This is a genomic window from Bacillus sp. FSL R7-0646 (assembly GCF_037969865.1).
In the GTDB taxonomy this organism is placed as follows: Bacteria; Bacillota; Bacilli; order Bacillales; family Bacillaceae; genus Bacillus; species Bacillus licheniformis.
In genome coordinates this window covers 3,303,295-3,327,064 of record NZ_CP150217.1, presented here as the reverse complement: position 1 = coordinate 3,327,064, position 23,770 = coordinate 3,303,295, and the positions used below count along the sequence as shown (strand labels likewise).

Here is a 23,770-nt window from a genome sequence, read left to right as displayed (position 1 = left end):
TGTGACTCGTTTTGTCGAAGCCTGAAATTGACTATAGTAAAGACATGAACGAGAAAGGAGGAGCAAATATGAATATAAATGGGAAGTCCATCATCGGCTTTTTTCTAATCCTTTTTGGCGTCTCCCTGTTCTTCGGCGGAGGCCATTTCGGCGGATTGGTTACAGGTGCTATTGGAGCATTGCTTCTATTCTATTCCGTGAAAAAATGGAAGGAAGGACGCCAGTTTGCCGCGGTACTGGCCGCGATCTTCGGCATCATGTTTTTGGGAGGGTCATTGCCGTTTCTGATCGGCATCGCGGTTGCTGCAGCGATGGTTTATTTCGGATGGAAAATGATGAAGCAAGATGACAAACAGGATGACATCCTTTATTCAGAGAAAACGGAGCCTTCCGCAGCTTCATATGACACAGGCTTTGATGCAGAGTGGGAAGACTTTTTGAAAAAGAATAAATAATATTTTAGGAGGACGAGATCATGGCTTTAAAAAGAATCAGAGACATGTTTGTCGCATCAGTAAATGAAGGATTGGATAAACTGGAGAACCCACGGGTGATGCTGAATCAATACGTACGCGACATGGAAAGCGATATCGCCAAGGCGAAGCATTCCATCGTCAAGCAGCAGACAATTGAACATAGTTTTAAAGGAAAAGTGGAAGAAGCCGAAAAGCTTGCTGTCAAGCGAAGAAACCAGGCTCAGCTCGCTTTTGATGCGGGTGAAGAAGAACTTGCTAAAAAGGCGCTCTCAGAAATGAAGTATTTTGAAGAAAAAGCTGCTGAATACAAGGACGCTCACCAGCACGCGAAAAAGCAGCTTGCTGAATTAAAGGAACAGCTGGAGACACTTGAGGTTAAACTGCGCGATATCAAAGACCGAAAGCATGCGCTGATCGCCAGGGCAAACGCGGTGAAAGCGAAAGAACATATGAATGCATCATTTAATAAAATCGACAGCGAAAGCGCCTACCGGGAATTTATGAGAATGGAAAACCGGATTGAAGAGATGGAAACAAGGGTGAACAGCTATGCTGAATTATCAGCTTCATCAAGCAGCCCATTCGGCCGCCTTGAATATGCAAAAGAAGTGGAAGAAGAGCTGGAAAAAATGAGGGCTAAAAAGACAGGCTTGGAAAAGCAGACACCTGCGGGAAATGCATAAACGAATAGGGGCTCTCACAGCCCCTTATGCAATTTTTGATTTCTTTCAAAGACCATTTTCCTTATAATAAGGAGCATACACTTACTAGCCGAAAGGGTTTTCTAAATGAAAAAAACGGTTGGAAAACTGCTGATCATCGCCGGCATTCTCATCCTTGCAGGCATGATGTTTAATGGGCGTGAAGGCTTTTCTTTCTTCGGCTTCGATGAAGAGTCAGCCCGCACATATCATGCACAGGCGGAAGACATCGATAAAATTGACATTGATGCAAAGAGTATAACAGTCAACATTCAAGCTGAAAACCGCGATGATATAAAAGCCGAGATTTCAGGAAAAAACGTCCGGCTTGATTCGTCCGAACAGGGGCGTACTCTTCAGCTTTCCGCTCATTCGAAAGGCTTTTGGCCGTTTTTCTGGAAGAAAAATGAGCTGATTGTCAAGATCCCTTCTGAATATAAAGATGATCTGTCGATTTCTTCTGGAAGCGGAAATGTCAAACTGTCCGGCGGCGGTCTGCATTTGCGAAATGTAGCCTTAAAGTCGGGAAGCGGCAGCCTCAAGGCCGATGACCTTCAGGCGGAAGACCTTTCTGTAAAAGGGACGTCAGGATCGGTCAGGCTGGAAAACGTTCAAACGGCAGCTGCTGATATCCGCTCCACATCCGGTAATACAAAACTTGAAAATGTCACCGGCAAACTCAGCATCAAACAGACTTCGGGCAATTTGCGCGCTTCCTTTACAGAGATCAACGATTCTCTGAGCATCAAACAGACATCCGGAAACACCAAGCTCAGCCTGCCCGATGATGCCGACATCAGTCTTGAAGCCGAGTCGACAAGCGGAAACATCAGTCATTCCTATTCATTTGACCAAGTCGCCAATGAGAAGCGGACGCTGACTGGAAAAAAAGGAAATGGAAAAAATAAAATCGACATCTCAATTACGAGCGGGAATGTCTCAATTGAGTAATCGACAAGAAGAAAGGGGGCTCGAGTCAGCATGCGTCTTACAAAAAACCAGCTGATCGGACTGATCATCGTACTCTTCGGAATCAGCATATTTTTGCAAAACAGCGGGCTTGGAGACGCGTTATTCTGGCCGCTCGCTTTTCTTTTTGCCGGGTATTTTCTCCACAAATATTCCCGCCGCTGGCTCGGGTCTGTCATGTATATTTTTGCAGGCTTTCTGCTGCTGAAAGACATCTTCAGCATTACATTCAGCCTGTTCGGCTTTTTCTTTGCCGCTTTCTTAATTTATGCGGGGTACCGGCTGGTGACAAATCAGCCGGTATTTGACCGCCATAAGCCGAAAGACAGGGGAAAGGAAAAGGCGGATTTCAAGCCGCTTCAGGAGAAGAACAGCCCTGGCCAGCGCAGCTTCTTTTTCGGTGATGTAAAATTGATGAAAACACCTTTTGACTTAAATGACTTGAATATCTCCGGGTTTATCGGTGACGTGAAAATCGATTTGTCAAAGGCGATTATTTCAGAGGGCGAAAACACCATCGTCATTACGGGGTTGATCGGAGATGTCGATATTTACATTCCGTCCGATCTTGAGGTGTCCATCAGCTCTTCTGCATTCGTTGGAGACATTGACGTCATCGGCGGCCGAAAAAGCGGCATCGGCAATCAAATCTATTCCGAGACAGAGAATTACGAGCAGTCGGCACGACGGGTCAAAATTTCGATTTCGCTGTTTATCGGCGATGTGGATGTGCGGTTCATATGAGAACGAACAGACTTGCAAACATTCAATGGCGCGCCGTCCGCTTATCCCTTGGTGTCAGCTTTACGATTTTTCTTGCTGTATTGGGCTTTATGCTGTTTTATTACCAGCTGGATCCGAGGGTGCTCATCGTTTCCAGGTGGTTCGGGATTCCGTTTATCGCGCTTCTCGCATTGATCAGCACAGCTGTCGGGTTCGGCTCAGGCTATATGTTCGGCAATCAGCTGAAAAAACGGCTTGAAAAGCTGATCGAGTCTATTCTAAAGTACGAAAACGGCAACTTTGCCTACCGGATTCCATCGCTTGGAGACGATGAGATCGGGCTGGCCGCCGACCAGCTCAATGAGATGGCCGAACGGATCGAAAGACAGGTTGCCTCTTTGCAAAAGCTGTCCAATGAGAGAGCGGAATGGCAGGATCAAATGAAAAAATCGGTGATCTCCGAAGAGCGGCAGCGTCTCGCGCGCGAATTGCATGATGCGGTGAGCCAGCAGCTGTTTGCGATTTCCATGATGACTTCAGCTGTTTTGGAGGGAATCGATGCTGCGGCTGATGAAAAGCTCGCTCAAAGGCTGAAAATGGTCGAAAAAATGGCGGCCGATGCCCAGAATGAAATGAGGGCGCTCCTTTTGCATTTGCGACCTGTTACGCTTGAAGGGAAAGGTCTACAAGAAGGGCTTGCAGACCTTTTGAAAGAATTTAAAGCGAAACAGTCGATCGACATCGATTGGGAGATTGAGGATGCGGGCAAACTTCCGAAAGGTGTGGAAGACCACCTGTTCAGGATCGTTCAAGAAGCGCTCTCAAACGTGTTCCGGCATTCAAAAGCGACAAAAGTCACCGTCAGACTGCTGCTCAGGAACAAACAGCTCCAGTTGAAAGTCATTGACAATGGCGAAGGATTTAAGATGGATGCCGTCAAAACATCTTCGTACGGGCTGAACTCGATCAAGGAAAGAGCCAGCGAAGTCGGCGGAGTGGCAGAAATCATTTCATTTACGGGAAAAGGAACACAGGTTGATGTAAAGGTTCCGATTTTTGAACAACAAAAAGGAGAGGCTTAAAAGGTGATTCGAGTATTGTTAATTGATGATCATGAAATGGTGAGAATGGGGCTGGCCGCTTTCCTGGAATCCCAGCCTGATATTGAAGTGATTGGGGAGGCATCAGACGGAAAGCGCGGCGTTGAATTGGCGCTTGAAACCAAACCCGACGTGATTTTGATGGATCTTGTGATGGAAGGGATGGACGGAATTGAGGCCACGAAACAAATATGCCGGCAGCTTGCCGATCCGAAAATCATCGTTCTGACGAGCTTCGTTGATGATGACAAGGTCTATCCGGTCATCGAAGCCGGAGCGCTCAGCTATTTGCTGAAAACGTCGAAAGCGAGTGAAATCGCCGATGCGATCAGGGCTGCGAGCGTCGGAGAACCAAAGCTTGAAGCCAAAGTCGCAGGAAAAGTGTTGTCCAAGCTGAGACATTCAGCCGGCGAACAGCCCCTTCATCAATCGCTGACGGCAAGAGAATTGGAAATCCTCAAACTTGTAGCAGAGGGCAAGACAAACAAAGGTATTGCCGAAGAATTATATATCACCATTAAAACAGTTAAAACGCATGTGACGAACATCCTTTCCAAGCTTGAAGTCGACGACCGGACACAAGCCGCAATCTACGCCCACCGAAACAAACTTGTCGACTGATCAAACAAAAAACAGCTTTCTCAAGAAAGCCGTTTTTCAGCCGTTCCAATATTTTCGATCCTCGGCTGCAGGAAGAGTGAATGAATCTGTTTCAACCGTGCGGGCGGTAAGTTGGGCGGCCTCGTTTTCTTCGCGTGCATGTTCGCCCGCTGTACCGTTTTGGCAAATGATGTCGAGCCGCTCGGCCACTATGGCATTGTGTTTCTCCTGCAAGTCGATCAACTTGCCGATGCCTAGCAAAATGAATCCGCCGATGAAGCAAAAAAACGGAGTGGTGAGGTATGTGCCGATCGTGAAGAAAAGCATCGACTGCGAATCCTCCATAAACGGATCATAGGCGACATCACTGATAATGAATCCGGACAGAATGACTGCCGCTGCAATCAAAAAAATGCCTGTCATGTGCAATATCCGCTTCAAGCTCATCACCCTTTCAAACACATTCTATCAGAAAAACGGGGCGCTATCTGCTTTTTGTCGCACCTTTTGTTCCAAAGTCCTGAATCGTCGCTTTAATATGATAGTCGATATAGGCTTCGCTGAAGTGTTTGTCCCAATTGAATCTGTCTTTTTCCCACTCCTTCGGAAAATTGATCCGCGCATTGTCGGAAAAATCGGTGACGTCCGTTTTGATATCGTGCTGCAGGACATGGATCAGCTGCTCAACCCGCTTTTTGATGTCTTTTTGAACCGATTTCTCTATGTTTTTTATATATTGGTCATTAAAAGAATCCTCTCCAAGATACCAGTCCTCTGACAGCCTTCCTTTAATATTGGCATTTACGACGAATTTGTACTTTCCGTTCTGCCTCATCGCCCGCACGCGGTGGGTCATCGAAAACACTTCATACGAGAACAAATGTCCATCATGCCTTGAGTCGATCACTCCGCCGATGACATTGCCAGTTAATAAATTCAGCGCTTCGATCTGAGACGGCGAAAGGTTTGCATGGTATTTGTTGTTTTTGATCACGGCGCCGCCTTCAAGCTGAAGCTGTCCTTTTTCGATCACAACCTTCGGCATGATATAAGATAAATCAGACTGCATTTTAATCGAAATATCGTTCAATGTGACGGGCTTGAGCAGCTTGATCGTCGAAGCTCTGTTTTCAGAGATGCTGTGGATCACGTCGGACGCAGGGTCACTTGCACCATCAACCTTCAGTATGCTGTCGGCAGCTCCGGGCGTCATATAGACCTCGCTGCTCCTTCTGATGCTGTTGTCCCTAATAAATTGATTGATCAATGCTTCCAGAGAAATATCGGATACAAGCTCCTCTGAGAAAATCAGGACTTGCAGATGCTGCGAGAATACCGGGAAATTTTTCAAAGCGGTGGAACGGATGGTTTGATGGACCGTGTTTCCGGAGGTGGACACCACTTTAGACGGATCCTGAGCGCTGCCGTCTTGTCCGATCTTTTTAGGAACAAGAAACTGATACGTCAATTTCACGTTTTTATCGTCCTCGCCTTTATCGAGGGCAAGGCCGATGGCGATGCTAAGCTTTTCGATCTGCCTGCTGTCCCAGCAGCCTGTTAAAAGGAGAAGCAGAGAAAGGGCTGCTAACATTCCCTTTTTTTTCATGAAGAAGTAAACCTCCTTTTGATGGACACGAGCAAAAAGATCATAAGCGGAAGTGCACAGAAGACAACGATAAAGATATATCCAAGGTAGTCGCTGAAGGCGCTGACCTGGTTGGCGTCCCGCGGGACAAGGGATGCTAGATAGATGACAACGCCGATGAAGAGGACGTTTTTTTTCACAGGCCATCCGAATACGTTTTCAAGTCCTGAAGCGGCAAAGTACGTATAGACGACAAACGTTGTGAAAAACTGGATCGTCCAAATGACGAGCAAAAACGATTCGAACCTTTCGATGAAAATCCCTCTTATCTCAAAAGACTGAAACAACGAGATCGTCGGCCATGTCAACGTCATGACCTCAGTCGCGGTCAGCGCCCCGACAACGACCGCAAAGGTGAGGATATATAAGAAGAGCGGTATCCCAAATCCAATCGCCGATGCCTTAAAAAGCTTTTCTTTGTTTTTGACGTATTTCGGCAGAAACATCATCAGCTCCACCCCTAAAAATGAAATGGAAACGACCGTCAAAGCTCTGCTGACCGGCTCCAAACCAAGGCCGAGAACCGGCCGCAAATGGTTCAGCTGAAACATATTCAGGCTCAGTCCGCAGACGATCAGAAGAATGACAATGGTAACGGACAGGAAGAACGGGAATATCTTTGACATATCGCTGATACCCCCGACAACCAAATAAATTGCACAGACGATAAAAGCGAAAATCGTCACGCTCATCGGCGTGAACTGAAGAAGGAAAAACTTTGCCATTTCAGCCATCGCCCTGGCTTCAAAGCTGGCCACGCCCATGAAGTATAAAACGATTAACAGGTTGAGAATATTCCCGATTATAAAGCCGCAGCCTTCTCTTGTGTAATCAAAAAAAGACAGGACGTTGTGTTTTTTAACGATTTTTGCATTGATGTAGATAATGAGAAAAAAGACAAGCCCCTCAAAGATTAATACGATCCATCCGTCCGGCGACAGCGTTTTTTGCGTCAGCGCCCTGGGCAGCGTCAGCAGGCCTGCGCCGAGCATTGTGCTGGTTATGATCGAAGCGGCTTCATACGTGCTAATCCGATCGTGCTGATTTTTTGGATCCATTTTTACGGTTCACCTCCCGAGCTTTTGTTGGCAGACGAATAATGGCTTCATCCGTATGTTTTAAGCTGAAAAAATGGTTCGGGTTAAAATACGGGATGCCGAAGCTTCTTTGCCTAGCCAAATGGGTGAAGATGGCGAGCATGCACAATATGATCCCGTAAAGCCCGAACACGGCTGCAGCCACCATGGAAATAAAACGAAGCACGCGAAACGACAGGCCCATGCCGTACTGCGGCACAGTAAATGAAGCAAGGGCGATAATGCTGACGATGATCACCATCACAGAGCTGACGATATTTGCTTCGACCGCCGCCTGGCCGATGACGACGCCTCCCACGAGGCCGATCGTCTGGCCTAGCGGATTGGGAAGCCGCAGTCCCGCTTCCCGTAAGAGCTCGACCGTCACTTCCATAATCAGCGCTTCAAGGAGCGGCGGAAACGGCACATTTTCGCGCGTGCTCGCAATCGTAACAGCGAGAGCCGTCGGCAGCATGCCTTGATGAAAAGATACAAGCGAAATATAAAACGCCGATAGGAACAGGGTGATGAAAATCGAACTGAACCGAAGAAATCTGATCAAGGTCGTGGCGATCCATCTTTCGTAAAAATCGTCCGGGGACTGCATCACCATTCCGAAAGAAGCCGGCACGATCAGGGCAAATGGCGAGTAATCAACAAAAATTGCGATCCGTCCATTAAACAGCGCTGAAGAAACCTTGTCAGGTCTTTCGGTATTCTGGATCTGCGGAAACGGCGAGTACTTATTATCTTCGATTAATTCTTCAAGAACGCCGGTATCTTGAATATCATCCAGCTGAACTTTTTTCAGGCGCTTTTTAAGATCTTTGATGATCGAATCGTCCGCTTTGCCCTGGATATAGAGAATGGTCGCGTCTTTAAACTTGCTCTTGCCGAGCGGGATTTTTTCCACGGTCAGTTCTTTATCCGGGACACGCTGCCTGACTAGAGCCACATTTGTATCGACATCCTCGATAAAACCGACTTTCGGGCCTCTGACGACGTTTTCTGTATTCACTTCTCCAAGGCTTCTTTTCTTTTTCTCAGCTGTCGGCAGTGCAAATACAGTATTCAAACCGTTGATCAACAGCAGACATTTTCCTTTGAAGATTGCGTTAATCGCGTCCTTTTTTGCTGTAACGGGTTCCGCATTCAGCTTGTTTAAGCGGAGCCGGACATCCTCCAATGAATAGGAGCTGTCATCGGAGACAAGCAATTTCGCAGCCTTCTGGATTTTCTTGTCATCATTCAAATCTTTAAAGTACAAAAAGTAAAAAATGATTCCGTTTTTCAGCATTTTTTTATTTTGAATCAGATCATCGTTATGCTCGAGATGGGGAAGGAGCATTGCGAGATTTTCATGGATGTGTTCCTTGAATTCCGATTGAGTCATGATCGTCACCTGCCCTGGTGTTTCTGGAGTTGTATAGGTTATCTTTTCCTGTTAAAAAAACAATATACTGTGTTACAGTAGTGTTTGGCGAAATTTTCATTGAACAGAGACGGAGTGAGAAAGTTGGCGCAAATCAGGCTTACGGGGAAACCGGAGGAGATTGAACGCATTATTCAATCTTTTTCTAAGCATTATGAGGTTTCATATGTATCGAAAGAATACGGTAAAACAAATCCGAAATATAAATATGCAAAAGATACCCGGGTTTATATTGAGCTAAAATTAAAATAAAGATAAAATTTAAATGGAAGGGTTTTATCGATTTTTATCGAAATATAGAATATTGCAGAATTAGAGAAGGAAGGGATAAGAAAGTGGACTACAGAATTGAAAAAGATACGATGGGTGAAGTCAAGGTTCCCGCGGATAAGTTTTGGGGAGCCCAAACCCAAAGAAGCAAGGAGAACTTTAAAATCGGTTCCGAGAAAATGCCGCAGGAAATTGTGTATGCGTTTGCAATCTTGAAAAGAAGCGCTGCGATTGCCAATGAAAAGCTTGGAAATCTTGAGGCGGAAAAAAAGGAAGCGATTGTTTCCGTATGCGATGATATTTTAGAAGGAAAGTATGACAGCCATTTTCCGCTGGTCGTCTGGCAGACCGGCAGCGGAACACAGAGCAACATGAATATGAATGAAGTTGTGGCAAACAGGGGAACGGCTTATTTGCAGGAAAAAGGATCAAGCCTGAAAATCCACCCGAATGATGATGTCAACCGCAGCCAAAGCTCTAACGACACATTCCCGACAGCTATGCACGTGGCAGCTGTCCTCGCGATTCACGATAAACTGATTCCGGCGATTGACCGGTTGAGAAGCACGCTGCATGAAAAAGCTGAAGCTTTCAAAGACATTGTCAAAATCGGCCGCACTCATTTGCAGGATGCGACACCGCTGACATTGGGACAGGAAATCAGCGGCTGGGTATACATGCTGGACCGCTCTAAAGAGATGATTCTTGAAGCTGCTGAAAAAATCCGCGATCTTGCCATCGGCGGAACTGCCGTCGGAACAGGCATTAATGCCCACCCTGAATTCGGCAGCACCGTTGCCGAAGAGATCAGCGCTCTGACCGGGCAGACATTCAAAAGCTCGCCTAATAAGTTTCATGCGCTGACAAGCCATGATGAACTGACACACGTGCATGGGGCGCTTAAAGCGCTTGCGGCAGATCTCATGAAAATCGCCAATGATGTCAGATGGCTTGCGAGCGGACCTCGCTGCGGAATCGGCGAGCTGCTTATCCCGGAAAATGAGCCGGGAAGCTCGATCATGCCTGGAAAAGTAAACCCTACGCAAAGCGAAGCGCTGACAATGGTCGCATCCCAGATCATGGGGAATGACGCAACGATCGGCTTTGCCGCGAGCCAGGGGAACTTTGAACTGAACGTCTTTAAACCTGTGATTATTTACAACTTCCTCCAATCCGTTCAGCTTCTTGCCGACGGCATGAATTCATTCCATGACAAGTGTGCTGTAGGAATCGAACCTAATCGGGAAACAATTGAGAAGAACCTGACCAACTCTCTCATGCTGGTTACGGCTCTAAACCCGCATATCGGATACGAAAATGCTGCGAAAATCGCGAAGCTGGCTCATAAAGAGGGGCTGACGCTGAAAGAAGCGGCTCTCAAGCTGAACCTTTTGACAGAGGAGCAGTTCGACGAAGTTGTTAAACCTGAAGAAATGGTGAAACCGAAAGCATAATCAACAAACCGGCTGCATGCATTGCAGCCGGTTTTGTTTTGCGGATCATCCGTGCGGATGGTGCATGTCTTTTTTGAGCAATTCGGCGAGTTTGTCCGTTTCTTTTCGAATCGCGGGATATTCCTTCAAGTTGGCTATCATGCCTTTGATAATGGCGTTTTTGCGTTTTTCTTTTCTCAGCTCTTTCTCCAGAATATCCAGGCTTTCGGCAAGGTCTGCAGGAGGAGCGCCGTTGTACTGCTTGTTCGCTTTGACGCGCATTTCATTGAGCAGGGCGTCCTTCAGCGGATCAAATGTGTAAAATGGGCCGAACCACTCGTCTGCTTTTTCGAATGGGATCAGCGGCTGGTCATTGCGCTTGATCATCCCCTTCGCCAAATCGTCGAGGCGGTTCAGCATGTGGTCGGCGAGAGACTGCAGGTCGAACGAATGGTGCAGCAAAATCATCAGCTCAAGGTAGACATCGCTCATTCCGTTGATCATAAAGCACAGTTCGGCGCTGTACGGTTCAATGTCTTTGCCGTAAATGTTCTGGATGTTTTCGATGTGCAGCCTGAGCGTGGTTCTCCGCATTTTTTTCGCAAACGCCTCAATTTCTTCATTGATCGGCATCGACCGCTCATTAAACTGCATCGTGATAAACTCTTTATGCTCCAAAATGTTTTCGAAAAAAACGACGAGCTGCATCCGGTACACATCGCGCGGATTGTCATGCTCCGTTTTGATTTTCTGGATTCGGGTAAAGATTCTTTCATAGTAGTAGTGAAGGACTGAAAGGAGGAGCGCTTCTTTTGATTTAAAATAAATGTAGAAAGCGCCTTTTGACATTTGGCACTCTTTTGCAATCTCTTGAACTGAAGTAGAACTGTATCCTTTTTTAGCGAAAAGTTTGATGGCTGTTTCAATAATGACTTTCTCTTTTTGTTTCATAGCTTTCACCTTCCTGAAAGATCGAACCCAAAAGCGGCTTTCGGCGGACCGGGGTGACTGGCGGGTCACTTTTTTTGCTCCGTTATATTTTTAACTAGATTGTAACTTGTTTTTTTGTTTGATATTATTTATATTATAAAGTAAGGTGACCGAGTGGTCAAAATTTGCGGAGAAAGGGTGAAGGTTGATGAAAGAAATCGATGACATGATCAGGCGCCTGCGCAGCAGGGGAATTAAGGTGGACAAAGTTAAATATCCAAAGCACGTCCTGTGCGAAAAGAAATGGATGAAAAAGCCAAAAAACACAGTGAAGCCGAGCTACCGGGATTTCAACGGCTATTCGTTTATATGAAAAAAGACTGCAGCGTCTACAGTCTAATTTCTCGGAACGGATATTGAGTAGCACACACCGGTTTGATCATTCCGAATGGTCATGTCAGCATGGTGGAGCGTTAAGATTCGTTTAACGATGCTGAGTCCAATGCCGAATTCGCCTTTCTTCCCTTTATTAAAAGGCTCATACAGGCTGGAAAGCATCTCTTCTTCAATGTGCGGTCCGTCATTTTTAATGGTGATCAACGTATGTTCTTTCGTCGACCTGACGCTGATGTCAATGAATGTCTCCGCATAGCGGATCTGGTTTTCAAGAACGTTTTCCAACAGCTTGCTCCATTGTTCTTGATCGCCCGTCAACATTGTTTCCTCTTCAAGATCAATCTTCCAGTTCAATTCTTTTTTGGACCATCTCAAGCGTTCAACAACTTCTTTAATGACCTCTTGTATATCAAAAGTTCCGTACTGTCTTTCTTGTCTCAGCAAATAATCAAGCTTTGTCAGATAAAGAAGATCCTTGATTTTCTTTTCAAGTTTTTCAGCTTCGCCTTCAATGACTTCAATCGTGTTTTCCAAATCTCCTTTAGGGTAGATGCCGTCTTTGATCGACTGGGTATACCCGCGGATGACCATGACCGGCGTTTTCAGGTCGTGGGAGATGTTTTGCAGGAGCGTGCGTTCTGTCTCATCTTTCTGGATGAGCTTTTGCCGCATGTCTTCAATGGTGTGCCCCAGCTTGCCGATTTCGTCTTCCCTGTCGACAATCACGGGATCATCCCAATCCTGTTTAGAGATTTGTTTGACGTGCTTTTCAAGCGTGACGAGCGGTCTTGATAAATATTTCGCCAGCCAAATAGAAGGAATCCAGCTCAGCAAAATGACGACGATCAAAATAAACAGCAGCTGCTTAAACAGCGTATGAGACAAATCGTCCCTGTATGAATCAAGCGCATAGGATAACAACAGAAACGTCTGGTCCTGGGTCTGGATTTTTTTGAGCACAAAGAAAACGTGCTCTCCGTTGACATTCTCCGAATACCTTTTCGATGACTCGTCCTGCCTTTTCCCGAGCTTCTGCACCTTCTCGATAAATGAATCGGGGAGAATCTGCGGGCTCTGATAGACGGTTCCTTTCTCAGGCAGCAGGACGTGCTGAACGTGGCGGTTTGTGCTTCGCGAGCCGCTGCTTCCGCCGAAGCCTCTTTCCGGTGAATCGGAAAATCCGTATTCCGTCAGAACATGCTGCTCATTTTCAATGTTTGTATAAATTTCATCAGTGAAAAAGTTCTGCAGTGTCGTCGAGAATAGAAACGTCAGCAAAATCGAGACCGTTAACAGGATGCCGCAAATGACACTCCAAATTTGAAAGGCGAGCGACCTGTTCTTCATGATTTCAACATCCTGTAGCCAAACCCGTAGATGGTTTCCACTTTCAGTTCGGGCATTTTCTTGCGCAGCCTTCTGACAAGATCGTCGACGACGCGGTCGGTTCCGAAGTAATCGACTCCCCAGACGCTGGTGAGAATATCCTCCCTTGAAAAGGCGCGGCCCTGGTTGTTTATAAATAGAAGCAGAAGATCAAATTCCTTTGACGTCAAATTGATCATGCTGCCATTTTCATAGACTTCTCTCAAGTCTTCATAGACTTCATAGCAGGAAACCGGCGTTCCTTTTTTCTTCTCAGGCGGTTCTTCTTTATAAATCAGCTTGAGCAGCTTTTGCACGCGGATGATCAGCTCCCTGGGGAGAAACGGCTTAGATATATAGTCGCTGCTGCCCAGTTCAAGCCCCAGCACTCTGTCAATGTCGGCATCGCGCGCAGAAATAAAAATGACGGGGACTTCCGGATCTTGATTTTTTATTTCTTTTATTAGCGTATACCCGTCGATATCTGGTAACATGATATCGAGAATCCATAAATGAGGTGACTGGCCTATTTTTTGCCTGGCGCTTTCACCGTTTAGAAAAGAAGTGACGTGCCAGCCTTCACTCTCTAAGTATTTTGTCAGCAATTCATTTAAATTCTCTTCATCTTCAACTAGATAAATGGAGTATGACAAGGGCGGTTCACATCCTTTCTACGTCATTATACTAGTTTTAACATAAGTCTGGTCAATTTTCATAATTTCACATATTCTTTTCATTTTTATCCCACAATGTTTTCGTAACATATTCATCAGGGAAGAAAGGGAATGAAAACAGAGTGAACGATGGCCGGGTCTCTTTTTTTGTGGATGTTAAAGCTTTAATGCCATTTGCGATAGTTGAAGACAAGAAAAATAAAGGAAGTGTACGCTTATGGATTTTAGACGCGATGACGAACAAAAACATGCAAATGAAGAGCAGTTTCACGAAGAAGCGCAGACGCCGCAAACGGCAGGTTCTGAGGAGCAGCAGTCAGAACAGCCGGCAAAGGAGCCCGAGCTGATTTTAAAGAAGGATACAGACGATCAGTCAGATCTTACGAATAAAGAAACCGCTGCAGCCCTGGAAGATGCCAGGGAAACGAGAGCGGCAAAAGAAAAGCGGCGCAAGGCTTCGTGGCTGAGCCCGATTTTGGGCGGGATCATCGGAGGCGGCTTGGTGCTTGGAATCTCCCCGTATCTGCCGGGCGATCATCCGAGCGAAACTGCCGGAACCGGACAGACAGAGCCAAAGCAGTCGCAGAATTTCACCACAAAACCTGTCACGAACGCAGATAACGTACCTGATATGGTGGAAGATTTGGAGCCTGCGATCGTCGGAGTTTCAAATATTCAAACGAGCTTCGGCTTCTCTGAAGACGACGTGGAGGAGAGCGGCACGGGATCAGGCGTCATCTTTAAGAAAGACGGCGGCAAGGCCTACATTATCACAAACAACCATGTCGTTGAAGGCGCCTCGAAGGTGACCATCTCCTTATACAACGGAAAGACCGCGGATGCCAAGATTATCGGCAGCGACGCTTTGACTGATCTGGCTGTTTTAGAGATCAGCAGCAAAGGCGTTGATAAGGTTGCAAGTTTCGGAGACTCCGCAAAACTGCGCGCCGGCGAAAAAGTAATTGCGATCGGGAACCCTCTCGGCCTTCAATTTTCAAGAACGGTTACAGAAGGCATCATCAGCGGTGTCAACCGGACGATTGAAGTCTCAACATCTGAAGGGAATTGGGATATGAACGTCCTTCAGACAGATGCGGCGATCAACCCTGGAAACAGCGGCGGGCCTCTGATTAACAGCAGCGGGCAGGTCATCGGCATCAACAGCCTGAAGATTAGCCAAAGCGGTGTTGAATCGCTTGGCTTCGCGATTCCGAGCAACGATGTTCAGCCGATCGTTGACGAGCTTTTGGAAAAAGGGAAAGTGGAACGGCCTTTCCTCGGCGTGCAAATGATCGATATGCAGCAGGTGCCTGAACAGTACCAGCAAAATACGCTCGGCCTATTCGGAGACCAGCTTAATAAAGGCGTGTACATCGATAAAGTATCGCCGAAATCGCCTGCGGCAGACGCGGGTATGAAAGCCGGCGACGTCATCACCAAAATGAACGGCAAAAACGTCGAAACCACCTCAGACCTCAGAAAAATTCTTTATACAGAAGCAAAAGCAGGAGATACTGTCACATTTGAGGTGCTGAGAAACGGAAAGCAAACAACAATGAAAGCAAAACTTGCGAAAAGCAAATCATAAATAAAAGCCATGGCAAACGCCATGGCTTTTTCATATTACTTGTCCAAAAATGAAGAAAGCATCCAAATCTGCTTATCAATTTCCTCTGTCAGGGCGATATAAAGGTCAGCGGTAGAATGATCTGATTTATCTTCCGCAAGTTCGATGGTATGCTGAATTTCATCGCGGATTTGACGGTAATCGCTTACCAGTGCGGAAACCATTTCTTCGGCCGTTTTTTCGGCTCCGTTTTCCTCAATTGTGCCGTGGTCAATGTATTCTTTCATTGTGGCGAGCGGCTGTCCGCCGATGGCCAGCAAGCGTTCCGCGATCACATCTGCTGTTTCTGACGCATGGTTGTATAGCTCTTCAAATTTTTCATGTAGGGTAAAGAACTGCGGCCCTTTTACGTACCAGTGAAAACGGTGAAGCTTCGTGTAAAGGATGAACCAGTTTGACAAATTCGTATTCATTGAGTTTTCAAGTACAGGATTTTGCTGTTTTAATTGTTGAGAGATCATATGATATTTCCTCCTCGTGTTTTTCATTTGTTAATTATATTATAACAAATACAAAATTAAAATCAATACTAAATTATAATTATTTTAAATTACCTCATTTAAGCAATTTTTTTATGACCGCACGTTCCCAAATCCGCCATGGCAGGATTTGGTGGAGAAGGATCGAGAGACGGACGCCCCTGCCGATCGGATAGCGCAGCCTGTTCAGCCGCTTTTTTGCAGCGAGTCGGCAGATCAATTCAGCCACATCATCCGGGTTTCCGTAATGTTTGCGGCTCGCTGCAATGTAGGCGGAGATCCGCTCGAAATATGTTTTGTACTGTGATTCGGCATCAGGTGCAGTGACTTGGGCGGCAAACGATGTCTCCCAAATCGCCGTCTGGTACGATCCCGGCTGGACGACGGCCACATTGATGCCGAATGGACGGAGTTCGAGGCGGAGGCTTTCTGAAAAGCCTTCAACTGCATGCTTTGATGAAGCATATGCCGAGAAAGCGGGGAAAGCGATCCGCCCGCTGATGCTGCTCAGATTGATGATTTTGGCGCCGCTGTGTTTCTTCATATAAGGAAGGACCGCTTTTGTGACTGCCACCAGGCCGAAAACATTGGTGTCATACTGTTTTCTGTAGTCGCCAAGAGAAAGCTCTTCAGCGAATCCGCCGTATGCCGTTCCTGCATTATTGATGAGAACGTCTATCTGTCCGTACTGCTTCAGCTCTTCGGAAAATGAGGAAATCGATTGTTCGTTTGTGACATCAAGTTCAGCGACGGCAATCGATGACTCGATCGACAGCTCCGCTATACGGTTCCGCAGAGCTTCCGCTTTTTCTGGATGGCGCGCCGTTGCGATTACGAAATGAGTGCTTGCGAGTTTTAAAGCGGTCAATAAACCAAATCCGCTCGTCGCGCCCGTTACAATTGCGATTTTATTGTTCAATGAGTTTCCTCCATTCAAAATTTTGGCTTGTTGACAAGAAAAGGCTTGTCAGCGACAGTTCATCATTGGTAAAATTTAAAAAGTGCTAAAAGACCTATTTTTATAAAAATTGCAAAAGAGAAAGAAGGCAGGGTGACACGATGAATGTTAAACGATCCCTCCTGTTCATTATTGTACTATGTCTGACGCTGTTTTTTCATAGCTCGGCTCAAGCAGGAGAAAAAAACAAACCGGAAATCAAAAGCGTTTCCGCTATATTGATCGATGGGAAATCGGGCCAGGTCCTCTATGAAAAAAACAGCCGCAAAAAAATGTATCCAGCCAGCATAACCAAAATTGCCACGGCGATTTATGCAATAGAAAACGGAAATTTGGAAGATCGTGTGAAAGTCAGCAAAAATGCCGCTCAAACGGAAGGATCAAGCGTATATCTGGAAGAGGGGGAGTCGGTTCCATTAAAACGGCTGCTCCAAGGGCTGCTGATGAATTCGGGAAATGACGCCGGTACGGCGATCGCCGAACATCTCAGCGGAAGCGTGAAACAGTTTGCGGATGATTTGAACGCGTTTATTGCCGAACATGCCGGAGTGCATGACACTCATTTTATGAATCCTCACGGGCTGTTTGACAAAAATCATTATACGACGTCTGCCGACATGGCGAGAATTACTGAGTACGCAATGAAAAACAAAACGTTCCGAGCGCTTTTTTCGGAAAAGCAAACGGATTGGCACGGACAGACATGGGACACGACGCTTAAAAACCATCATCGAATGCTGACGGGTGAGATTCCTTACAAAGGTATAACCGGCGGCAAAACAGGATTTGTGGATGAATCAAAGCATACCCTTGTCACGACGGCAACGCGGGGCAGCCTTGATTTAATTGCGGTCGTCATGAAGGCAGATAGCAAGAAAATGATGTACAGCGATACAAAAGCTCTTCTGGATGAGGGATTTCACAATTTCGAAACACAAGAACTCAAAAAGGGAGAAGCGTTTACGGACCAGAACGGGACGAGCCATGAACTGAAGGACCCTTTATACGTTACGAAAAAGAAAGGCGAAGTTCTGAGTGAAAATGTAGACACGGACGGAATCCTTAACATTAAAGGGGAGGATGGCAGGCTGCTTCAAGCCCTGCAAATCGCAGAACCATTCAGCGCGGAAATGACAAACGGTACAGATGCTATTCAGGGTCAACCGCAAAGTAAAGGCGGATTGTTTTTATTTGTGTTCGGCCTAATCGGTTTATTGACGGCCAGCTATGCGGTCAAGCGGATGAGGCAGCTGTAATATGATAAGGGAAGAGGCGAGCCGGCTCACAAGCCGGCCGTTTTTTTATTTGCCCTGAAAAGGCAAATTTATCTTATAATGGAAACAAGCCAATGAAAGGGGACGGGAACAATGACATTTCATCAACTTAAGGATACGTGGGATCTCGAGGTTTTCTTTAAAGGCGGGAGCGGCTCCGCCGAATTCCGCCAATATTTAAATGAGATTAAAACACTGCTTTCAACTTTTAAACGTTCGGCCGAGGCTCTTACCGTCTCAAAAAGCGGCCTTGATGAATTGAAAGAAACGCTGGCGCTTTTTGAAACAATTGATGTTAAAATCCGCGAAGCAGACGCTTTTGTCGGATGTCTCCAAGCCCAGGACACCGCGGATTTAAAGGCGAATGCCCTTAATTTTGAGGTCACCCGGCTCGCTGCCGATGCGCAGAAGGCGCTGGTCGTGCTTGACAGCAAATTTGCCGTTGTCCCAAATGTAGAATGGGAAGCGATCCTTCAAGATGAAAGCATTTCCGATATCGCTTATATTTTGAATGAGAGAAGAGAGCGGGTAACGGAAAAGCTTAGTTCCGAACAGGAAACATTGATTCAAGGCTTGTCTGTTGACGGATATCATGCCTGGGGCGATATGTACGACAGCATCGTCGACCAAATTCAAATTCCGTATGAAGAAGATGGCGAGACGAAAATTCTGTCTGTCGGACAGGCGCAGAACCTGACATCTAAACCTGACAGAAAGATCCGCCGCTCCGTATCGGAAAATTTGGACCACGGCTGGGAACAGCACGCTGATTTGCTCAGCAGCACGCTGAATCACCTCGCCGGTTTCAGACTGAACGTCTATGAGGCGAGAGGCTGGGACAATGTATTGAAAGAACCGCTGGACATCAACCGCATGAAGCAGGAAACCCTTGATGTCATGTGGCAGGTCATTATTGATCATAAAAAGCCGTTTGCAGACTATCTTTCCCGGAAGGCGTCTTTGCTCGGACTGGATAAACTGAGCTGGTATGACGTCGAAGCGCCGATCGGTTCAGCAGCAAAGGAATATTCGTATCAAGAGGCAGCCGCTTTTATTACCGGGCAGTTTAAAACGTTTGGAAAAAAGCTCTCCTCCTTTGCTGAAAAGGCGCTCAGAGACAGATGGGTTGAAGCTGAAGACAGGGGAGGAAAACGTCCGGGCGGCTTTTGCGCCAATTTTCCTGACAGCGGGGAATCAAGAATATTTATGACATTTGCAGGAAGCCAGTCAAACGTTTCCACCTTGGCGCATGAGCTTGGCCATGCCTTTCATCAGGAATCCATGCTGGACGTCAGGCCGCTGAACAGGGCGTATGCGATGAATGTGGCGGAAACGGCGTCCACCTTTGCAGAAATGATCGTGGCCGATGCGGCGTTAAAACAAGCCGGTTCAGACGAAGAAAAAATCGTCCTTCTGGAAGATAAGGTTCAGCGGAGCGTCGCCTTTTTTATGAACATTCACGCAAGGTTCCTATTTGAAACCCGCTTCTACGATGAACGAAAAAACGGCGTCGTATCCGCCGGAAGGCTGAACGAACTGATGGAAGAAGCTCAGAAAGAAGCGTTTTGCGGTGCGCTTGGCGAGTATCATCCGTATTTTTGGGCATCAAAGCTTCATTTTTATATTACGTCTGTTCCGTTTTACAATTTTCCTTATACGTTCGGCTACTTGTTTTCGCTTGGCATTTACGCGCAAGCGCTGAAAGAGGGTGCGGCATTTGAAGAAAAATATATTGCTCTCTTAAAAGATACAGCCTCCATGTCTGTTGAGGAACTGGCCATGAAGCATCTCGGCGCCGATCTGACGAAGCGGGATTTCTGGGAAGCGGCCATTCAGCCGGCTGTCCGAGATGCAGAAGCATTTTTAGCGATGACATAAATGCTTCCGCTTAGATTGAATGAGTTTCCGCAAAGTGGACATAGCTAAGGATAATGTGCATAGAGGAGATGAACGGGATGAATCAATTTCGGATGGCCGTTATCGCTCTCGTCCTGATCCTGATGACCGGCTGCGGCTCCATAGCGGAAGAACATGCGGAAGGCAAGGAGGCCGTTCCCGATAACGCCCCTGTTTCAGATGTGAAAAGCGTGCCTTACGCTGCATTTGCATTGGAAGTGAACTATGGCCATGGAAAGCACAATACGTTTGAAGCCGTATACGACAAACAGGAGCGGGAAGAAGCATCGATTAAAGACTATCTGAACGGAGCGGACCGCGAAGGGGAGGAAGCTTTAAACGAAATGAAAATGGTTTTAAGCGAGCTTTCGATCGCCAAATCCGATTCAGAGCAGGACGTGATCAGCAATGTGCTCGAGGCCTTCAATCTTGACGAACAATATGACCGGTTTCAGCTGCGGGTGAAATGGCCTGATGGCACGTCCAGAATCTATAACGGAAAATAAACAAAAGAGCATTTCCAAACTGGAAATGCTCTTTTTTGCTTAAGATTTTAAAAAGTATTTTTCGATGTCATCAAGGAACAGATACGCTGCTTTTACGCCGCCGGCCGTCGTCCAGATCGCATCGTCGACTTCATGGGCGTTTCCGGTTTTTACAGCGTTCAATTTTTTCCACAGCGGATCGCTTGTCCAATCGTTTTGCCATGTTTCAGCTTCTTTTTTGCTTTCGGCAGGTTTATATGTGAAATAGAACAGGACATCTCCGTCCATATCAGGGATCGATTCTTTATTTTCCGTCATAAAAACAAATTTGTCGTCTTGTTTCTCAAACAGTTTTTCCTGTTTTTCCGGATACTTGAATCCGAGCTGATCCAGGATAATTCCCGGGAAAGAATCTTTATAGTAAATCCTTGATTGGCCGGCCATAAATCTGATTACCGACACCCGTTTCTTTTTCTGGTCGCCGAGCTTGTCGCTTAATTCGCTGACTTTTTTATCGAAATCTTCTAAAATTTCTTTGCCCTTTTTCTCTTTATTCACCGCTTTCGCGTAGAGAGAGAAGTTGTCTTTCCATTCTCCGCGCAGCGTCTCAGAGAAGACAGTCGGAGCAATTTGTTTAAGCTTGTCGTAGATTTTTTCATGCCTCATTTTATTTCCGATGATTAAATCAGGCTTCAGCTCGGCAATCGCTTCGATATTCGGTTCGCCTTCTAGCCCGACTTGCTTAACGCCTTTCATATCGGCTTGAATATGCTGATACCAAGGATCGCCTGTCCAGGATTTGACTGCACCCACAGGTTTGATTCCGAGTTCCAAAAGCGCTTCGGTTCCTTCATTTGTCAGGACGACGACTCTTTTCGGGTCTGCAGGCACTCGGTCTTCCGTACCCATTGCATGTTTAACGGTGATCGTATCTTTATTCTCTCCGCCCTTTGCAGAGTCATCTTTGCCTCCGCCGCAGGCTGCAAGAATTGAAATCGCTAACAAAGCGATAAATCCAACAATTGACCATCTCTTCATGTGTGTCCTCCTTAGGTATGTAAGTCATTCATCCTGATCATAATTTTTGATCAGAATTTTGTCAATTGTTAATTGAAAATGATTTTCAAGATCAGTGTTATCTGATACAATAACCAGTAGATGTTTCAGTCAAACTAGGAGAATTTTAATTTATGCTCTTAAGAACGAATAAATATAGAACAATCGCACTACTGTCGTTTATTTTGGTGCTGGCTGCCGCCGTTTGCGCCAGTATCGTATACGGTTATACGAATACGTCATGGTCGATGGCCTACAAGGCTTTTACGGACTTCAGCGGCTCTAATGAACATCTGGTCATCAAAAACGTGCGTTTGCCGCGCGCGCTGATCGCTGCAACTGTCGGCGCTTCCCTCGGGGTAGCCGGCGCTTTAATGCAGGCGATGACAAAAAATCCGCTTGCTTCTCCGGGAATTTTCGGTGTGAATGCGGGCGCCGGCTTCTTTGTTGTTGGAGCGCTGTTTTTCTTTCATGTCAGTTCGCTTCAGGCGATTGCATGGATCTCATTTTTCGGCGCAGCCTTTGCCGCGCTTGTCGTCTATTTTGTCGGCTCTCTCGGAAGGGAAGGTCTGACGCCGGTCAAGCTGACGCTTGCAGGGGCGGCGATGTCAGCGCTGTTCTCATCACTGACGCAAGGAATGCTTTCCGTTAATGAAGCAGCTCTTGAGCAGGCGCTGTTTTGGCTTGCGGGCTCTGTCCAGGGGCGCGACCTCAGCCTCTTGGTCTCCGTTCTTCCATATATCGTGCCCGCATTCATCATCAGCTTTTTGCTAGGATCCAAAATCAATGTCTTAACAATGGGGGAGGAAGTGGCAAAAAGCCTCGGCCAAAAAACGTGGCTGATTAAAGCGCTGATGGCGGTTTCGATTGTCCTGCTAGCCGGGGGATCTGTCGCCGTGGCCGGGCCGATCGGCTTTATCGGCATTGTCATCCCGCATTTTGCTAAATTTATCGTCGGGCACGACCATCGCTGGGTTCTTCCGTACTGCGCCGTGCTTGGAGCCATCCTGCTCGTTACCGCAGACATTGGCGCAAGGTACCTGATCATGCCTGAAGAAGTACCTGTCGGCGTCATGACAGCCATCATTGGGACACCCATTTTTGTCTATATCGCGAGAAGGGGGTTCCAAAAATGAAAAATTACCGCACGCTGAGAATCGGAAAAGGCGGCATTTCACTGTTGATCGGCAAAAAAGCGCTGTTTTCGTTCATGATCCTATTGGTGTTGACGGCTTGTGCCGTCGTCCTCAGCGCCGGCATCGGCGAACGTTTTATTTCGCCGGGAGCCGTCGCGAAAACGTTTTTGGGCATGGGTGATCCGGGCGATGACCTGATTATCATGTCCTTCAGGATGCCGCGGATTTTGGTCGCTCTGTTTGCCGGAATCTGTCTGGCGGCTGCCGGATCGATCCTCCAGGGTCTGATCCGCAATCCGCTCGCTTCGCCGGATATCATCGGTGTGACCGGCGGGGCTTCAGTCGCCGTTGTCTTGTTTTTAATGCTGTTTTCCAATAAAAATAATGCGCTTACGGTCAGCATCAGCTGGCTCCCGGTTGCCGCATTTGTCGGCGCTGCCCTCGCCGGAATGCTCGTTTATTTTCTTTCATATAAAAACGGCTCTTCGACTTTCAGGCTCGTTTTGATCGGAATCGGATTTTCGATGCTTGCCCAGTCGCTGACGACATTGTTTATGATAAAAGGACCGATATACAGAATGTCCCAGGCGAACGTCTGGATTACCGGATCAGTATATGGCTCCAACTGGCAGGATGTGAACGTTTTATTGCCGGCTGCGCTTGTCCTTTTGCTGATATCGGCAGCCGCCGCCAGAAACGTCAATATCCAGACGCTCGGCGAAGAACTGGCGACAGGAGCGGGCAGCTCGGTTCAGCGAAACCGCTTTTTGCTCCTGCTTCTGAGCACTGCTTTTGCCGGAATCGCCGTTGCTTTTGCCGGAACTGTCGGTTTTGTCGGTTTGATGGCCCCGCATATCGCAAGAAGGCTTGTCGGATCGTCATTCGGCGCCCTCTTGCCGGTTGCCGCGCTGATCGGAGGATTGCTCGTGCTGATTGCCGACATCATCGGCCGCACGCTTTTTTCTCCCGTTGAAGTGCCTGCCGGTGTGTTTACCGCCGCGATCGGCGCCCCTTACTTTATCTACTTGCTGTATAAAAGCAGAAACCAATAAAAGGAGAGATTTCATTT

Annotated in this window: 25 protein-coding genes; 15 read left to right on the top strand and 10 right to left on the bottom strand. The window is 46.9% G+C overall.

Annotated elements, in window-relative coordinates; translation table 11 throughout:
• Positions 1-68 precede the first annotated feature (68 nt).
• The 6 genes from MKY62_RS17365 (at position 69) to MKY62_RS17340 (ending at position 4,590) form a co-directional block, all read left to right on the top strand.
• Entirely contained in the window at positions 69-455 is a 387-nt protein-coding gene (locus tag MKY62_RS17365; RefSeq protein ID WP_003185133.1) for a protein liaI, read from the top strand.
• 20 nt (positions 456-475) lie between these two features.
• On the top strand, positions 476-1,159 hold the full coding sequence (locus MKY62_RS17360; protein WP_003185132.1) for a PspA/IM30 family protein: 684 nt from the start codon (positions 476-478) through the stop codon (positions 1,157-1,159).
• Between the two features lie 105 nt (positions 1,160-1,264).
• On the top strand, positions 1,265-2,128 hold the full coding sequence (locus tag MKY62_RS17355; RefSeq protein WP_003185131.1) for a DUF4097 domain-containing protein: 864 nt from the start codon (positions 1,265-1,267) through the stop codon (positions 2,126-2,128).
• Between the two features lie 30 nt (positions 2,129-2,158).
• The gene (gene liaF / locus MKY62_RS17350; RefSeq protein WP_003185130.1) at positions 2,159-2,890 is read left to right on the top strand and encodes a cell wall-active antibiotics response protein LiaF; all 732 of its coding nucleotides are present in this window, start codon (positions 2,159-2,161) and stop codon (positions 2,888-2,890) included.
• Complete coding sequence (gene liaS / locus MKY62_RS17345) at positions 2,887-3,951, top strand: two-component system sensor histidine kinase LiaS (RefSeq protein ID WP_003185128.1); 1,065 nt, start codon at positions 2,887-2,889, stop codon at positions 3,949-3,951. The genes liaF and liaS overlap by 4 nt, the downstream gene beginning before the upstream one ends.
• 3 nt (positions 3,952-3,954) lie before the next feature.
• Positions 3,955-4,590 carry a response regulator transcription factor gene (locus MKY62_RS17340; protein ID WP_003185124.1) on the top strand — a complete coding sequence of 212 codons (636 nt, stop codon included), beginning with the start codon at positions 3,955-3,957 and terminating at the stop codon, positions 4,588-4,590.
• A gap of 36 nt (positions 4,591-4,626) precedes the next feature.
• Here the strand turns inward: MKY62_RS17340 and MKY62_RS17335 are convergent, their stop codons facing one another.
• The 4 genes from MKY62_RS17335 to MKY62_RS17320 are packed head-to-tail and all read right to left on the bottom strand — an operon-like array spanning position 4,627 to position 8,683.
• On the bottom strand, positions 4,627-5,016 hold the full coding sequence (locus tag MKY62_RS17335) for a hypothetical protein (RefSeq protein WP_223254851.1): 390 nt from the start codon (positions 5,014-5,016) through the stop codon (positions 4,627-4,629).
• A 37-nt stretch (positions 5,017-5,053) separates the two neighbouring features.
• Complete coding sequence (locus MKY62_RS17330; protein ID WP_003185120.1) at positions 5,054-6,175, bottom strand: Ger(x)C family spore germination protein; 1,122 nt, start codon at positions 6,173-6,175, stop codon at positions 5,054-5,056.
• Positions 6,172-7,272: an endospore germination permease gene (locus MKY62_RS17325; protein WP_003185118.1), complete on the bottom strand. Its 1,101-nt coding sequence runs from the start codon at positions 7,270-7,272 to the stop codon at positions 6,172-6,174. The genes MKY62_RS17330 and MKY62_RS17325 overlap by 4 nt, the downstream gene beginning before the upstream one ends.
• Positions 7,241-8,683, bottom strand: coding sequence for a spore germination protein (locus tag MKY62_RS17320; protein ID WP_003185116.1), 1,443 nt, complete (start codon positions 8,681-8,683; stop codon positions 7,241-7,243). Before MKY62_RS17320 ends, MKY62_RS17325 begins: the two co-directional genes overlap by 32 nt.
• Positions 8,684-8,806: 123 nt before the next feature.
• On the opposite strand from MKY62_RS17320, the gene MKY62_RS17315 reads away from it, so the two are divergent.
• Together MKY62_RS17315 and fumC are read left to right on the top strand one after the other, a co-directional pair.
• Positions 8,807-8,974, top strand: a complete 168-nt coding sequence (locus MKY62_RS17315; protein ID WP_003185114.1) for a YvzF family protein — start codon at positions 8,807-8,809, stop codon at positions 8,972-8,974.
• A gap of 83 nt (positions 8,975-9,057) precedes the next feature.
• Positions 9,058-10,446 (top strand): class II fumarate hydratase, encoded by a 1,389-nt coding sequence (gene fumC, locus MKY62_RS17310; protein ID WP_003185111.1) that lies wholly within the window; start codon positions 9,058-9,060, stop codon positions 10,444-10,446.
• Positions 10,447-10,491: 45 nt separating this feature from the next.
• On the opposite strand, the gene MKY62_RS17305 is transcribed toward fumC, so the two are convergent.
• Entirely contained in the window at positions 10,492-11,376 is an 885-nt protein-coding gene (locus MKY62_RS17305) for a TetR/AcrR family transcriptional regulator (protein ID WP_009329559.1), read from the bottom strand.
• Positions 11,377-11,563: 187 nt separating this feature from the next.
• On the opposite strand from MKY62_RS17305, the gene spxO reads away from it, so the two are divergent.
• On the top strand, positions 11,564-11,728 hold the full coding sequence (spxO, locus tag MKY62_RS17300) for an anti-adapter protein SpxO (RefSeq protein ID WP_009329558.1): 165 nt from the start codon (positions 11,564-11,566) through the stop codon (positions 11,726-11,728).
• A 23-nt stretch (positions 11,729-11,751) separates the two neighbouring features.
• Here spxO and MKY62_RS17295 read toward each other — a convergent pair whose 3' ends face one another.
• Together MKY62_RS17295 and MKY62_RS17290 are read right to left on the bottom strand one after the other, a co-directional pair.
• A complete protein-coding gene (locus MKY62_RS17295; RefSeq protein WP_003185106.1) occupies positions 11,752-13,098 on the bottom strand; it encodes a HAMP domain-containing sensor histidine kinase in 1,347 nt (448 codons plus the stop codon).
• Entirely contained in the window at positions 13,095-13,769 is a 675-nt protein-coding gene (locus MKY62_RS17290) for a response regulator transcription factor (RefSeq protein ID WP_003185104.1), read from the bottom strand. Before MKY62_RS17290 ends, MKY62_RS17295 begins: the two co-directional genes overlap by 4 nt.
• Before the next feature lie 238 nt (positions 13,770-14,007).
• Here MKY62_RS17290 and MKY62_RS17285 point away from each other — a divergent pair, with 238 nt between their 5' ends.
• Positions 14,008-15,378 carry a S1C family serine protease gene (locus tag MKY62_RS17285; protein WP_003185101.1) on the top strand — a complete coding sequence of 457 codons (1,371 nt, stop codon included), beginning with the start codon at positions 14,008-14,010 and terminating at the stop codon, positions 15,376-15,378.
• A gap of 35 nt (positions 15,379-15,413) precedes the next feature.
• Here MKY62_RS17285 and MKY62_RS17280 read toward each other — a convergent pair whose 3' ends face one another.
• Both MKY62_RS17280 and MKY62_RS17275 read right to left on the bottom strand, forming a co-directional pair.
• Positions 15,414-15,878 carry a DNA starvation/stationary phase protection protein gene (locus tag MKY62_RS17280; protein ID WP_003185100.1) on the bottom strand — a complete coding sequence of 155 codons (465 nt, stop codon included), beginning with the start codon at positions 15,876-15,878 and terminating at the stop codon, positions 15,414-15,416.
• Positions 15,879-15,972: 94 nt separating this feature from the next.
• Complete coding sequence (locus tag MKY62_RS17275; protein ID WP_003185098.1) at positions 15,973-16,815, bottom strand: oxidoreductase; 843 nt, start codon at positions 16,813-16,815, stop codon at positions 15,973-15,975.
• Positions 16,816-16,955: 140 nt separating this feature from the next.
• On the opposite strand from MKY62_RS17275, the gene MKY62_RS17270 reads away from it, so the two are divergent.
• The 3 genes from MKY62_RS17270 to MKY62_RS17260 all read left to right on the top strand — a co-directional run bounded on the left by MKY62_RS17270 (position 16,956) and on the right by MKY62_RS17260 (position 20,530).
• Positions 16,956-18,110, top strand: coding sequence for a D-alanyl-D-alanine carboxypeptidase family protein (locus tag MKY62_RS17270; protein WP_003185094.1), 1,155 nt, complete (start codon positions 16,956-16,958; stop codon positions 18,108-18,110).
• 111 nt (positions 18,111-18,221) lie between these two features.
• Complete coding sequence (locus MKY62_RS17265) at positions 18,222-20,006, top strand: M3 family oligoendopeptidase (protein ID WP_003185092.1); 1,785 nt, start codon at positions 18,222-18,224, stop codon at positions 20,004-20,006.
• A 77-nt stretch (positions 20,007-20,083) separates the two neighbouring features.
• Positions 20,084-20,530 carry a YusW family protein gene (locus MKY62_RS17260; protein ID WP_003185090.1) on the top strand — a complete coding sequence of 149 codons (447 nt, stop codon included), beginning with the start codon at positions 20,084-20,086 and terminating at the stop codon, positions 20,528-20,530.
• Positions 20,531-20,569: 39 nt separating this feature from the next.
• Here MKY62_RS17260 and MKY62_RS17255 read toward each other — a convergent pair whose 3' ends face one another.
• Positions 20,570-21,547, bottom strand: a complete 978-nt coding sequence (locus MKY62_RS17255) for an iron-siderophore ABC transporter substrate-binding protein (protein WP_003185089.1) — start codon at positions 21,545-21,547, stop codon at positions 20,570-20,572.
• A gap of 152 nt (positions 21,548-21,699) precedes the next feature.
• Between MKY62_RS17255 and MKY62_RS17250 the strand changes: the two genes are divergently transcribed.
• Together MKY62_RS17250 and MKY62_RS17245 are read left to right on the top strand one after the other, a co-directional pair.
• On the top strand, positions 21,700-22,701 hold the full coding sequence (locus tag MKY62_RS17250; RefSeq protein WP_003185088.1) for an iron ABC transporter permease: 1,002 nt from the start codon (positions 21,700-21,702) through the stop codon (positions 22,699-22,701).
• Positions 22,698-23,753 carry an iron ABC transporter permease gene (locus tag MKY62_RS17245; protein WP_003185086.1) on the top strand — a complete coding sequence of 352 codons (1,056 nt, stop codon included), beginning with the start codon at positions 22,698-22,700 and terminating at the stop codon, positions 23,751-23,753. The genes MKY62_RS17250 and MKY62_RS17245 overlap by 4 nt, the downstream gene beginning before the upstream one ends.
• The last annotated feature ends 17 nt before the right edge of the window (positions 23,754-23,770 follow it).

Excerpts from the sequence above, each read along its gene's own strand:
- MKY62_RS17365 (WP_003185133.1), top strand. The coding sequence starts at position 69 with ATGAATATAAATGGGAAGTCCATCATCGGCTTTTTTCTAATCCTTTTT.
- MKY62_RS17360 (WP_003185132.1), top strand. The coding sequence starts at position 476 with ATGGCTTTAAAAAGAATCAGAGACATGTTTGTCGCATCAGTAAATGAA.
- MKY62_RS17355 (WP_003185131.1), top strand. The coding sequence starts at position 1,265 with ATGAAAAAAACGGTTGGAAAACTGCTGATCATCGCCGGCATTCTCATC.
- liaF (WP_003185130.1), top strand. The coding sequence starts at position 2,159 with ATGCGTCTTACAAAAAACCAGCTGATCGGACTGATCATCGTACTCTTC.
- liaS (WP_003185128.1), top strand. The coding sequence starts at position 2,887 with ATGAGAACGAACAGACTTGCAAACATTCAATGGCGCGCCGTCCGCTTA.
- MKY62_RS17335 (WP_223254851.1), bottom strand. The coding sequence starts at position 5,016 with ATGAGCTTGAAGCGGATATTGCACATGACAGGCATTTTTTTGATTGCA.
- MKY62_RS17330 (WP_003185120.1), bottom strand. The coding sequence starts at position 6,175 with ATGAAAAAAAAGGGAATGTTAGCAGCCCTTTCTCTGCTTCTCCTTTTA.
- MKY62_RS17325 (WP_003185118.1), bottom strand. The coding sequence starts at position 7,272 with ATGGATCCAAAAAATCAGCACGATCGGATTAGCACGTATGAAGCCGCT.
- MKY62_RS17320 (WP_003185116.1), bottom strand. The coding sequence starts at position 8,683 with ATGACTCAATCGGAATTCAAGGAACACATCCATGAAAATCTCGCAATG.
- MKY62_RS17305 (WP_009329559.1), bottom strand. The coding sequence starts at position 11,376 with ATGAAACAAAAAGAGAAAGTCATTATTGAAACAGCCATCAAACTTTTC.
- spxO (WP_009329558.1), top strand. The coding sequence starts at position 11,564 with ATGAAAGAAATCGATGACATGATCAGGCGCCTGCGCAGCAGGGGAATT.
- MKY62_RS17295 (WP_003185106.1), bottom strand. The coding sequence starts at position 13,098 with ATGAAGAACAGGTCGCTCGCCTTTCAAATTTGGAGTGTCATTTGCGGC.
- MKY62_RS17285 (WP_003185101.1), top strand. The coding sequence starts at position 14,008 with ATGGATTTTAGACGCGATGACGAACAAAAACATGCAAATGAAGAGCAG.
- MKY62_RS17280 (WP_003185100.1), bottom strand. The coding sequence starts at position 15,878 with ATGATCTCTCAACAATTAAAACAGCAAAATCCTGTACTTGAAAACTCA.
- MKY62_RS17270 (WP_003185094.1), top strand. The coding sequence starts at position 16,956 with ATGAATGTTAAACGATCCCTCCTGTTCATTATTGTACTATGTCTGACG.
- MKY62_RS17265 (WP_003185092.1), top strand. The coding sequence starts at position 18,222 with ATGACATTTCATCAACTTAAGGATACGTGGGATCTCGAGGTTTTCTTT.
- MKY62_RS17260 (WP_003185090.1), top strand. The coding sequence starts at position 20,084 with ATGAATCAATTTCGGATGGCCGTTATCGCTCTCGTCCTGATCCTGATG.
- MKY62_RS17255 (WP_003185089.1), bottom strand. The coding sequence starts at position 21,547 with ATGAAGAGATGGTCAATTGTTGGATTTATCGCTTTGTTAGCGATTTCA.
- MKY62_RS17250 (WP_003185088.1), top strand. The coding sequence starts at position 21,700 with ATGCTCTTAAGAACGAATAAATATAGAACAATCGCACTACTGTCGTTT.
- MKY62_RS17245 (WP_003185086.1), top strand. The coding sequence starts at position 22,698 with ATGAAAAATTACCGCACGCTGAGAATCGGAAAAGGCGGCATTTCACTG.